Origin of the sequence: Acinetobacter johnsonii ANC 3681, assembly GCF_000368805.1 — a bacterium.
GTDB classification, from domain to species: domain Bacteria; phylum Pseudomonadota; class Gammaproteobacteria; order Pseudomonadales; family Moraxellaceae; genus Acinetobacter; species Acinetobacter johnsonii.
Map to the genome: position 1 here is coordinate 193,689 of NZ_KB849704.1, position 12,366 is coordinate 206,054.

The following is a 12,366-nucleotide window of genomic DNA, read 5'->3' on the forward strand; positions in this document are numbered from 1 at the left end:
AGGGAGAACGCGACTCAGGTCTAAACCTTATTCACGTCAAGTCTTAACTTAACTCTTGTGGATCAATATCAAGGCTCAATTTCATACCATGCGGTTTGTTGTGCCAGACATTTTGCCACCACTGACGAATGTAAAAATGCATCCGCGCACGGTCTTTGGACAGGAGTACCATATGCGCTTGATAGCGGCCTGCTTTACGCTCCATCGGCGCAGGAATCGGTCCCCAAATATCAATACTGTTTTCTGAGGCTTGGCGCAGTGCTTGTGCATGCTCTTGTAAAAAGCTTTGGTTCAGTTCTTGGTCTTTGGATTCACAGCGCAATAAAGCCGCATAGCGATAAGGCGGCATCCATGCAGCTTTACGCTCTTTCAGCGTTTGCTTGGCAAAGCTGCGATAGCCCGATTCCAGCAGGGTATTCAGCAAAGGATGATCTGGACGTAGAGTTTGTAAATAGACTTCGCCTTTTTTCTCGCCACGCCCAGCACGTCCGGCGACTTGGATGATGAGCTGTGCGGTACGTTCTGTGGCACGAAAGTCAACACTGAGTAAGCCTGAATCGATGTCTAAAATCGCCACCAAAGTCACATAAGGAAAGTGATGTCCTTTGGCCAGCATTTGGGTGCCGAGCAAAATGATGGGTTCACTTTTCTGAATCTTGTTATAGATTTTTTGCCAGCTGCCGACCCGACTGGTCGAGTCACGATCAACCCGAATTACGTCAAAATTCGGGAACAGTGCTTGTAGGTTTTCTTCAACTTTCGCGGTGCCTAAACCAATTGGTTTCAGTTCGCTATGCTGACATTGCGGGCAGTGTTCAGGCATGCGGTGGATAGTGCCGCAGTGGTGACAGTGCAAATGCTGATAGGGCTGTCGATGCACGGTAAAATTGGCATCGCAATGTGGGCACTTCGCCTGCCATCCACAACTTTCACAAATCAACACAGGCGCATAGCCGCGACGATTTAAGAAAATCAGCACTTGTTCTTTTTTGTCTAAGCGCTTTTGTACTTCATGAATCAGCTGTTGGCTGATGCCATTTTGTTTTTGTGCCACTTTCAGATCGATCACATGCATTTTCGGCATCACGGCCACACCTGCACGTTGGTCCAACTCCAAACGGGTCATTTTACCTTGTTCGACCAACGCATAACTGTCGATACTTGGCGTTGCAGAACCGAGGATAATCGGACAGTTTTCTAAGTGTGCACGGTATAAAGCCACATCACGAGCATGGTAACGAAAGCCCTCTTGTTGCTTGAAAGATAGATCATGCTCTTCATCTAAGACAATCAAACCCAAATGCGGAAGGGGCGTATAGATGGCAGAACGTGTGCCAATCACAATCGAGGCTTTGCCTGTTTGTGCACTTTGCCAGGCTTGCAGGCGCTTAGAATCATTTAAACCAGAATGTAGTAGCGCAATATGACAGTGAAAACGTGACTGAAAACGGCTCACTGTTTGTGGGGTGAGACCAATTTCAGGCACTAATACCAAAACTTGTTTGCCTTGTTTTAAAACCTCTTGCATGACTTGCAAATAGACTTCAGTTTTCCCACTACCGGTTAAACCATCCAGTAAGAAAGCGTGGTAGCTATGACGAGCTTTGAGAATGTTTTGAATGGCTCGCTTTTGTTCATCATTGGGTGTGAGGGGCATTTGCGCCAGCGTCATGGCTTGCGGTTTAAAGTCTTGGGCTTCAAGTACGCACTGGGCGATTTGCTTTTTTTCTAAGGCTTTTAAGGTCGCTGTTTCAATGCCAGCCAAATTTAGAATGTTTTCAGAAGTTCCTGTGGGATGCAGCTTTAAAATTTTATAGGCATCTTGTTGTTTTTCAGAACGCTTTAATTTGTCTTCGGCATGATCATCAATCAGCTTCCACATTCGCGCTAGTAGGTTATAAGGTTTGCCTTGGCGTAAAAAGCTGGGTAAAGCAGCATGCATCACTTCCCCAATCGGAAATTGGTAATATTGCGCTGACCATGTCAATAAACTTAAAACTTTAGCATCTAGAATAGCGTTGTCATCGAGCAACTCAGTTATGGCTTTGAGTTTAAAGCCTAAATCGAGTGGTTTCTCATCAGTGAGTTTCTCAACAATGACACCGACCACATTTTGGCGACCAAATGAGACAGCCACACGTGCACCCACTTCAGCTTGGTGGTATTGTTCAGCCGTTAAACTATAGTCAAAACAGTCATATAGATAAACAGGAACAGCCACGCGGATACGGTAGCTTGGTGTGGTAGAAAGTGTATTCTCTGGCATAAAAGGCTCAAACTGTCCTGATGAAATTGTCGTTGTGCGATGAATGAGTTGTGTTAGAGTGATGACATAATTTATAACTTAGAATATGAATGATTTTGGTGCCGACATGCAACAGCGCCAAATGACTAAATGGACAATTAGAAAGCGTAAACATGCCAGCATATCAATTTACCGCACTCGATGCCGCAGGAAAGCAGCAAAAAGGCGTGCTCGAAGGGGATTCAGCACGTCAAATTCGGCAACAACTTCGTGATAAAGCGCTGATTCCAGTCTCGGTTGATCCTGTTGAACAAAAAGATAAGCACAGCAGTAAAATATGGTTTCAAAAACAAATTACCGCCTATGATTTGGCTTTATTGACACGTCAACTTTCGGTACTTGTGGCGGCGGCCATTCCGTTGGAAGAAGCCATTCGTGCGGTTGGAAAGCAGTCAGAAAAAACACATGTACAAAATCTATTGATGTCAGTGCGTTCTAAAGTATTGGAAGGTCACTCATTGGCGCAAGGCTTACAGCAATCTGGACGTTTTCCAGAGTTGTACATTGCCACGATTGCCGCTGGTGAGCGTTCAGGACATTTGGACTTGATTTTAGATCAGCTGGCAGACTACACCGAAAATCGCTTTGCAATGCAAAAGAAAATCCAAGGCGCGATGATTTACCCGGTTATTTTAATGCTGATGTCTTTTGCCATCGTGATGGGACTCATGACCTATGTGGTGCCTGACATTGTCAAAACCTTTGACCAAAGCAAAGATGCCTTGCCATGGATTACCGTTGCCTTGATGAAAGCCAGCGATTTTATTCGAGTGGCATGGCCATTTTTATTGGTGGGCAGTGTACTCGGCATCGGCTTATTACTGCGTTTTTTAAGAACCACAGCAGGGCATTATGCCTTTGATCGTTTAACGCTCAAACTGCCATTATTCGGTAAACTTTCACGTGGTATAAATGCCGCACGCTTTGCCAGTACCTTATCGATTTTGACCCAGTCCGGTGTGCCCTTGGTGGATGCATTAAAAATTGGCGCGGCGGTGAGTAATAACTGGGTGATTCGCGATGCAGTCAATCATGCCGCAGAAAAAGTGACCGAAGGTGGAAACCTTGCGACCCAGCTGGAGCGCAGTGGTTATTTCCCACCGATGATGGTACAAATGATTAAAAGTGGTGAAACGTCGGGTGAATTGGATCGGATGTTGGAGCGCGCATCGACCATGCAAGACCGAGAGGTGACAACGCTCATATCGACCTTGCTGGCTTTACTTGAGCCACTGATGTTGGTTCTGATGGCAAGCATTGTCTTGGTGATTGTGATCGCAGTGATGCTGCCAATCGTCAACATGAACAACATGATTTAATTTTAAAAATATAAGATGGAAGAGAAAATTCACATGCAATCAAAAATCTATAGACGCCAAGCTTCAGGCTTTACCTTAATTGAAGTCATGGTGGTGATTGTTATTTTAGGTGTGTTGGCAGCCTTAATTGTACCCAATGTGATGGGACGCGGTGAAAAAGCCAAAGTGGATACTACTGTCATAACCCTCAAAGGTGTTGCTGCGGCATTGGATCAATATAAATTGGACAATGATAAATACCCTTCGATGCAAGAGGGTGGACTCGACGCTTTGGTGAATAAGCCTGAGTCTGCAAAAAATTGGTTACCAGGCGGTTATGTGAAAGGTGGATATCCGAAAGACAGTTGGGATAATGACATTCAATATGTTGCACCTGGGAGCGATGGACGACCATTTGATTTATATTCTTTTGGCGCAGATGGACAACAAGGTGGTGAAGAAACCGATGCTGATATTCAGTATCAACCTTAATTGAGAATTATTATATATTGGGTTTGATTGAATATATCATTACAGTGCATAGGTTATGTCAATGTGGACTGTAATGATAATACATCTTAATTTAAAACTAATATCTAAGATTATGATTTTAAAATATTAAATATAATAAGCATCAGCTGAGATTTATAATAAGAATTATTCCCATATTTATTGATTACAAATAATGTAAATTATGGATAAAAATAGGCTTTTTATTTATTTAAATCCTTGCATAATGTTCTCAATGGCAACTGATTTGCCTGAGGAGAATAGAATGAAAGCATTAACCTTGTTGGATGAAATGAGCCAATTCCATTGGTCGATGCTCAAATCTGTTCTTTTGATTTTGAGTATGCTTCCTGTTGCTCAAGGGGTTTTAAGTGTGTGGCAGTCGACTGAAGGCAGCAGCCAAATCATGGTGGGTTTCTTTGCAATCAGTCTGTTTAGCACATGGGCGGTTTTGAGCTTTTGGTCTGCCTTAAAAGCAACCGTACTCACACTCGATCAAGTACAGATTACAGCATTAGAACAAAAAGTGGTCATGTTCTACCGTTATACCCCGATGCTTTTTTTAGCCGGTATGGTGTCCTATTTGGTCAGTCAAATTTAATACTGATATTCATAGTTGTGATAAAAAACCGAGCACATAGACTCGGTTTTTTATTGCGTCATGAAGAATGGCGAAAAGATAGGATCGCTTGTCTGTTTCGTTGTATATGATCCTAGTGTTCGCTCTCTATACTGTAGAAAATATAAATATAGAGTGAAATATGGAACAGATTGATTGGGCGGATTTTTTAAAAGTCGAGCTCCGAGTCGGGCGTATTATTCAGGCCGAAGTCTTTGAGCAAGCACGTAAGCCCGCTTATATTTTACATGTCGACTTTGGCCATGAAATTGGCATTAAGAAATCGAGTGCGCAGATTACTGAGCGTTATCAACCTGAACTGTTGTTGGGTAAATTGGTAGTGGCGGTGGTTAACTTTCCAAACAAACAAATTGGTCCCATCCAGTCTGAGTGCTTAGTGACAGGCTTTCATGATTCAGATGCAGGCGTGGTGCTGTGTGTGCCTGATACAGATGTTCCAGTAGGTACCAAGCTACTATAATTGAAAAAGAAAACCCCAAGCTCAGCTTGGGGTTTTCTTTGGAACAATCTGATCTAACAATAGCAACTATCGACGAGACTTAAATGATACATCGACTTTACGTGGACGATAGATCCAGCCCAAGATCAGTAAAAAGACTGAGAAACCTAAAATTGGCCAGTCACTTAAACGGGTATACAGCGTTTGACCTTGCATAGCAGGCAGTTCGCCGCGAAGCACGGTTGCCACATCTTGTGGGGCACGTTTTACGATATGCCCTTGATGGTCAATAAACGCCGTCACGCCTGTATTAGTGGCACGGATAAACCAGCGTCCATTTTCTTTGGCACGCATTTGAACCATCTGTAAATGCTGTAAAGGGCCTGCGGTTCCTGTAAACCATGCATCATTGGAAACTGTCACCAAGAAATCACTTTGGCTGGCATTACGACGCGTCAAGTTCGGATAAGCCACTTCATAGCAAATGGCCGCGCCTAAGTGCTGCTGATGAATAGAAAGCGGTTGTTGCTGTTGTTCGCCACGTGAAAAACCACTCATCGACGGATCATTCTGCATGGCAGGCAATACCCATTTCAGTAAACCGGATAGTGGAATATATTCACCAAAAGGCACTAAACGTTGCTTTTTATAGAGTCCTTCGGCTTCAGCACCATTGGCCATAATGCTGTTGTAGTACAGTGGTCGACCTGCCGCTTCAGAGCCTGAAATATCCCAGTATGGAATACCGGTGACCCACGCCGTGTTGGTTTTCTTGGCCTGTGCTGTCATTGCAGCTAAAAAGGGTTCGATATCACTTTGGAACATCGGAATAGAGGATTCAGGCCAAACAATGAGGTCTCGTCCCCATTCTGTTTTGGTTAAATCAGCATAGATTCCAAGTGTTTTTAGTTGATACTCAGTGAGCCATTTTAAGTCTTGTGGGATATTGCCTTGAATTAAAGAAACCGATAATGGCTGCGTATTTTTTGCGGAGACGAATTCAATTTTTGATGCGCCCCATGCACCAAGTACCAATAAGGCAGAAGGAATGACCCAAAAGACGCGGCGGTTTAAAACTTCGACCAGTGCGCAGGCCAACACCAAGACTACAAACGACACCCCGAAGATACCAAATAATGGCGCATAACCATCCAGTAAGCGTTCGGTAAAGGCATAGCCTGCAAACAGCCATGGGAAGCCTGTGAAGACCCAGGTTTTTGCCCATTCAAAAAGCACCCAAAGCGGAGCGAAGGTTAGTGGCGTTTCAGGGAAAAAGCGGCGGTAAATAAAGCTTTGAACTGCCTTGAATAAACCCATGACCAAGGCCATAATACCGATCATACCGACACTTAAGGCACTATTGGTATCGCCATAGACATGGATGGAAGTGTAGAGCCAAAAAGCCCCCACGAACCATAGGCCAAAACCATAGGCCCAACCAATGCCAAAGGCCTGTTTTGCACTGCGCCTGCGTAAAGTGGTATAGAGCAGTGCAGGTGATAAGATTGCCAACCACCAATAATGATAAGGGGCGAGTGCAAAACTAAAGACCGCCCCTGAAAATAAGGCAATTAAAAGTGGATAAATTAAAGGTAACTGTTTTTGTTGTGGATTGGGGGTTAACAGTTTGTCAAAGTAAGCTCTCATTTACGAACGGCTCGAATCAGATGAATAGAACGTGCATCTGCTTCTACAATGGTAAATTCCCAATTTTCAAGATCAATCACCTGACCTTGTAAATCACTCACTAAACCAATTTCTTGAAGCAATAAACCGCCCACAGTTTCAACCTCATCATCAGAAAAGTCTGCATCTAAAAGATTGTTAAAGTGTTCGATTGGTGTAAGTGCTTGAACCAGCCATGTATTTGCGGTCGTTGGGTCATTATCGGGAATAATATATTCCGCCTCTTCATCGATCTTGTCGTGTTCATCTTCAATTTCACCGACAATTTCTTCCAAAATATCTTCTAGCGTCACTAAACCTGAGGTCGTGCCATATTCATCAATCACCACCGCTATGTGCGTTTGGGTGTTTTTCAACATGCGAAGCACTTGGTCTGAGCGTGCGCTTTCAGGCACATATAAAGGTTGGCGCATCAGCGCACGTATATCCACTTTATTGTTTGGTTCAGTTAAGAAAGGCAATAAGTCTTTGGCTAATAAAATGCCAACGACATTGTCTGGTTGGTCTGATGAAAAGACAGGGAAACGTGAATGTGCCGACTCAACCAGAGTATGCAAAATGTCGAGTAACTCATCATCTTCTTGTAGGCTAATCATCGATGTACGCGGTGTCATGACCTCGCGGACTTTGGTTGCTGGAAGGTCTAATACGCCTTCTAACATCGCAACAGTATCGGGTTCTAAAAAACGACGTGAATCTTGAACTAACTTTAACAGTTCATCGCGAGTTTCTGGCGCGGTACCTAACCATTTGCGTAAGCCACGCATTCCCCACGACGGGCCTGATTCCTCGTGCATGATCTTTCCTAAAGACTCTTAATATCTAAAAAACTTAATTTTATCATACCGTAGAAAACACACTTGTCTATTGTAATTAAGCAAGGATTGCATGAATGATTAGATCAATACTTTTAAATATGAGGTTCATCTACCATCAAACTATGCAAACAGATATGCGAAATGGGCAGTTGTGTTAAAATTGGCAAGTTTTTAAATTTTTGAGTTTGTATATGTCTGATTTGGAAGTGAGCCCAAGCATCCAATTAAACACCCGTGGTTTACGCTGTCCAGAGCCTGTGATGATGTTGCATCAAGCTATTCGCAAGTCTAAATCGGGAGATGTAGTGGAGGTGTTTGCAACGGATAATTCAACTTCATGGGATATTCCGAAATTTTGTATGCATCTTGGGCATGAACTTTTGCTGCAAGAAGAGCGCTTAGACGAAAACGGCAATAAAGAATTTCATTATTTAGTTAAAAAAGGTTAGGACATTTGTCTTAGCCTTTTAAAATGAGCTTGAGTAAAGAAAAAGAAATCAAGTTCATCCAAGGAAATCAGAATGAAAAGAATAAATGTGTTCTTATGGGCTCATATTTTTGCATTATTTTGTTCAATTTCTTGGGCAAAATCTTGTGAAGTTCCTGTAGGTACGATGAATGTTGCAGGTTTAAAAATTGGACAGCATATTCGTGAATTTCAACAGCATCATCCCACCGCAAAAGCGGTTATTTTAGGGGGCGATAATTATCAGTTTGAATTTGCACAAGGTGTAGATACACAAATTAAAAAAGCAGGTGTGAGCTGGGTTCAGCATATTCGTTACGATCCGCATTCTAAAATGATTATTTCATACAGTTTAAGTTTTCTAGATGGGCCACTTGCGACGTATGAAACCGATTTAGATGTTTTTAAAAGTCGAGTATTAAAACGCTTTCAGGTGGCGCAAAACGGCTGGAAACAAGCTGAAAATAAATATGTCTATCAGTGTTCCGATTATCGGATTGAAATTTATCAAGATCATGGGGTTGGACATACCGCGATAGGGCCAACAGTGATGGTTTTTAGCAAAAAGTCAGATGCCTATTAATTAAAAAAATCCCTTCAATGCTGAAGGGATTTTTTTAATCTAAAAGCGATTACTTGCTCGGAAATGCGCCTCAGCGCAAGCCCGTTTTAACATTACATGTTCGGGTATGAGACACGGTTAGCAAAGCAACCGCTTTGCCGTGTCGTAAGGAATTACATATTAGGGTAATTCGGACCACCACCACCCTCAGGAGTTACCCAAGTAATGTTCTGAGATGGATCTTTAATATCACACGTTTTACAGTGCACACAGTTAGCCGCGTTAATTTGGAAACGCTTCGAACCATCGTTCTCTTCCATAATTTCATAAACACCAGCAGGGCAGTAGCGCTGAGCTGGCTCGTCCCATTTTGGTAGGTTTACATTCACAGGAATAGAAGCATCAGTCAGTTTCAAGTGTGCTGGCTGATTTTCTTCATGCACCGTATTCGATACAAATACTGAAGATAAACGGTCAAAGGTCAACTTACCATCTGGTTTTGGATAGTTCGGTTTCACTGTTGCTGCATCTACAGTTTTCAGTGTACTGAAGTCAGGCACTAAGTCATGCAGTGTAAACGGGACCTTAAATACATTTTGATCGATGAAGTTAAATGCACCACCACCGAACGTGCCAAATTTGTGCATTGCTGGGCCAAAGTTACGAGAACGATATAACTCTTCTTTTAACCAGCTGTTGTTGAACTTGTCTGTGTAAGCGGTTAACTCTTTTGCAAAGAAGTCTTCACCTTCAAGCACACGTGCAATGGCAAGGTCACCACCTTTTTCAACGCCAGCTTGAATCGCTTCGAATACCGCTTCGCCACACAACATGCCCGATTTCATGGCAGTGTGAGAGCCTTTAATTTTAGCGAAGTTTAGGAAGCCTGCATCATCACCAATTAAAGAACCACCTGGGAAGGTGAACTTCGGCAGAGAGTTGAAACCGCCTTTGACAACAGCACGTGCGCCATAAGAAATACGCTTACCGCCTTCAAGATATTGCTTAATCAGTGGATGCGTTTTCCAGCGTTGCATTTCTGCAAATGGATACATGTGTGGGTTTTCGTAAGATAAATCTACGATCATACCCAAAGTAACTTGGTTGTTTTCAGCGTGATATAACCACCAACCACCAGAAGAACCGGTTTCAGCTAGAGGCCAACCTGCACCGTGCATCACCAAACCTGGTTTGTGTTTTGCAGGGTCAATTTCCCATAGTTCTTTGATGCCGATACCATAGTGTTGAGGGTCTGCATCTTTATCGAGATCAAACTTGGCAATCAGGCGCTTACCTAAATGACCACGACAGCCTTCCGCAAAAATCGTGTATTTGGCATGTAGTTCATAGCCTGGGGTAAAGTTATGTGTTGGTTCACCATCTTTACCAATCCCCATATCACCGGTTTGGATGCCTTTAACGGTACCATCGGCATGATAAAGAATTTCAGATGCAGCAAAACCTGGGAAAATAGAAACTTCTAATTCTTCAGCTTTTTGGCCTAACCAACGCACCACGTTACCGAGTGAAATCACATAGTTGCCATCATTATGCATGGTTTTAGGAACCATCCAGTGTGGCGCTTCTTGTGACTTTTCAGCAGACATTAAGAAATATGTTTTATCTTCAGTTACTGGAACATTTAAAGGCGCGCCTTCTTCTTTCCAGTTAGGGAACAACTCATTGATCGCACGCGGTTCGAGCACAGCACCTGAAAGGATATGCGCACCAACTTCAGAGCCTTTTTCTACGACACAAACGGACAGATCATTAAGGTTGTTTTCAATTGCAAGTTGACGAATTTTAATCGCAGCAGAAAGGCCAGCAGGGCCTGCGCCAACGATGACTACGTCAAACTCCATCGATTCACGTTCGATGTGTTCCATGTAGGACTCCTCATATGGTTAAAGGTGGCAACCGTTTTGACTCAAAGAACGGTGCTGCCATGAGTGTTCTTAGTTCCCAGACACAAAATTTATCATCGTGTCTTTTATATTGTGAGCTAGTATAGGTTTAAACCGAGTTCTAGCCAATTGGCTGAATCATATTATTTTTCCGTCAGACAGGCATGAATTTTATGGATAAGCAGCACAACTCAGCAAATCCGACGAAAAAAGTAGCTATTGCTGATAATAAAAACTTAACCGATATTGCACAATACATAAAAGGTGGACAGTCCGGTCACAAAAGGTCAATCCCCCCTTTAGATCAATGGCACCCAAAGCATTGTGGCACAATGGATTTGAAGGTTTTAGCCAATGGAGAATGGTGGCACGAAGGTCAATTGATCAAACGCCAAGCCATGATTGAGCTGTTTGCAACGGTACTTTGGAAAGAAGAAGATAAGTTTTATCTCAAAACCCCGGTCGAGCAGATTGAAATCGAGGTTGAAGATGAGCCTTTATTTGTCAATCAGGTCGATCAAGTCGAAATTGCAGGTAAAATCTACCTACAACTGACCACGACCACACAGGATGTGGTGATTGTTGATGAAGACCATCCCATTTTTATGCGTGCCTTCCAAGGGGAGCTACGTCCTTATGTGCATGTTCGCTTTGGCATTAATGCACTGATTCAGCGTGCTGCTTTTTTTCATTTGGTGGAAATGGGTGAGCTAAGCGAAGATGCGGAAGGTGAAGCCAAACTGTGCTTACAAAGTGGTGATTTGCTATTGCAATTAGGCACCTGAGGTTTAAGCTTGATTGATCTTTTAACTTTATACTGCAACGAGTCCCCATGAGTGCCATTCAGCCCTTATTCCCTCTGATCAACCCCATGCCAAAAGCGACAGCCAATGCGCCAATTGGGATATTTGATTCTGGAATAGGCGGCTTATCCATCGCTCAAGAAATTGCCAAGCATTTACCGCATGAACGATTTATTTATTTTGCCGATACTGCACATGTGCCTTATGGGCCACGCGATGATCAAAATATCCGAGAATTGACTGCACAAGCGATTGAGTGGCTTTACCGCAAAGGCTGTAAGGTTGCAGTTGTGGCGTGTAATACTGCTTCAGCCTTTAGTTTGGATTATTTACGCGAGCACTATGGCGACAATTTCCCTATTATAGGCCTTGTTCCTGCCCTAAAACCTGCGGTATTGCAAAGCAAATCCAAAACAGTAGCTGTTCTAGCGACCCCTGCGACCTTTCGCGGGCAGCTGATTAAAGATGTGGTTGAAAAGTTTGCACAGCCTTCGGGAGTCACGGTGATTCCAGTGACTTGCTTAGATTTAGTACCTTTTGTTGAAAGCGGTGCGCAGATGAGTGCGGCATGTTTAGCCACTTTAAAAGATATTTTACAACCCGTTGTCGATCAGGGTGCAGATTACTTAGTTTTAGGCTGTACCCATTACCCTTTTTTGAAAATAGCGATACAATCTATTTTTGGTCAGAAACTGACATTAATTGACTCTGGACTGGCAGTTGCACGACAAACAGCCCGTATTTTAATCAAAAATGAGTTATTATTTGAACAAAATCATGATGGTGATGTTCGAATTGAATGTTATGTCAGTGGAAATAATGCAGAAAGTTTGAGACCTATCTTACAACTTTTGCTTGAACCAGAACTAAATTGGACTATTTCAAATATATCTGATTAATTTTTAAACAAATAAGTCGAGTATTTTGATATATAG

At 42.9% G+C, this 12,366-nt stretch carries 12 protein-coding genes; 8 read left to right on the plus strand and 4 right to left on the minus strand.

The features are described from left to right. Positions 1-43: 43 nt before the first annotated feature. Entirely contained in the window at positions 44-2,266 is a 2,223-nt protein-coding gene (locus tag F946_RS03135; protein ID WP_004978818.1) for a primosomal protein N', read from the minus strand. Positions 2,267-2,418: 152 nt separating this feature from the next. Between F946_RS03135 and gspF the strand changes: the two genes are divergently transcribed. From gspF to F946_RS03155, 4 genes are all read left to right on the plus strand, one after another. Then, entirely contained in the window at positions 2,419-3,624 is a 1,206-nt protein-coding gene (gene gspF, locus F946_RS03140; RefSeq protein WP_004978820.1) for a type II secretion system inner membrane protein GspF, read from the plus strand. A gap of 33 nt (positions 3,625-3,657) precedes the next feature. Next, complete coding sequence (gene gspG, locus F946_RS03145) at positions 3,658-4,095, plus strand: type II secretion system major pseudopilin GspG (protein WP_004978821.1); 438 nt, start codon at positions 3,658-3,660, stop codon at positions 4,093-4,095. Between the two features lie 283 nt (positions 4,096-4,378). Then, on the plus strand, positions 4,379-4,714 hold the full coding sequence (locus F946_RS03150; RefSeq protein WP_004978824.1) for a hypothetical protein: 336 nt from the start codon (positions 4,379-4,381) through the stop codon (positions 4,712-4,714). A gap of 160 nt (positions 4,715-4,874) precedes the next feature. Then, positions 4,875-5,213, plus strand: coding sequence for a tRNA-binding protein (locus tag F946_RS03155; RefSeq protein ID WP_004978826.1), 339 nt, complete (start codon positions 4,875-4,877; stop codon positions 5,211-5,213). Between the two features lie 66 nt (positions 5,214-5,279). Here the strand turns inward: F946_RS03155 and lnt are convergent, their stop codons facing one another. Both lnt and F946_RS03165 read right to left on the minus strand, forming a co-directional pair. After that, positions 5,280-6,839, minus strand: a complete 1,560-nt coding sequence (gene lnt, locus F946_RS03160) for an apolipoprotein N-acyltransferase (protein ID WP_004978827.1) — start codon at positions 6,837-6,839, stop codon at positions 5,280-5,282. Beyond that, positions 6,836-7,675, minus strand: coding sequence for an HlyC/CorC family transporter (locus F946_RS03165; RefSeq protein WP_004978829.1), 840 nt, complete (start codon positions 7,673-7,675; stop codon positions 6,836-6,838). The genes lnt and F946_RS03165 overlap by 4 nt, the downstream gene beginning before the upstream one ends. A gap of 212 nt (positions 7,676-7,887) precedes the next feature. Here F946_RS03165 and tusA point away from each other — a divergent pair, with 212 nt between their 5' ends. Together tusA and F946_RS03175 are read left to right on the plus strand one after the other, a co-directional pair. Further along, a complete protein-coding gene (gene tusA / locus F946_RS03170) occupies positions 7,888-8,145 on the plus strand; it encodes a sulfurtransferase TusA (protein WP_004692640.1) in 258 nt (85 codons plus the stop codon). A 72-nt stretch (positions 8,146-8,217) separates the two neighbouring features. Then, positions 8,218-8,745, plus strand: coding sequence for a hypothetical protein (locus F946_RS03175; protein ID WP_004978831.1), 528 nt, complete (start codon positions 8,218-8,220; stop codon positions 8,743-8,745). Between the two features lie 152 nt (positions 8,746-8,897). On the opposite strand, the gene F946_RS03180 is transcribed toward F946_RS03175, so the two are convergent. Further along, positions 8,898-10,610 (minus strand): electron transfer flavoprotein-ubiquinone oxidoreductase, encoded by a 1,713-nt coding sequence (locus F946_RS03180; RefSeq protein ID WP_004692627.1) that lies wholly within the window; start codon positions 10,608-10,610, stop codon positions 8,898-8,900. A 191-nt stretch (positions 10,611-10,801) separates the two neighbouring features. Here F946_RS03180 and F946_RS03185 point away from each other — a divergent pair, with 191 nt between their 5' ends. Beyond that, positions 10,802-11,413: a DUF1285 domain-containing protein gene (locus F946_RS03185; protein WP_004978833.1), complete on the plus strand. Its 612-nt coding sequence runs from the start codon at positions 10,802-10,804 to the stop codon at positions 11,411-11,413. Between the two features lie 47 nt (positions 11,414-11,460). Next, entirely contained in the window at positions 11,461-12,330 is an 870-nt protein-coding gene (gene murI, locus F946_RS03190) for a glutamate racemase (RefSeq protein ID WP_004978835.1), read from the plus strand. The last annotated feature ends 36 nt before the right edge of the window (positions 12,331-12,366 follow it).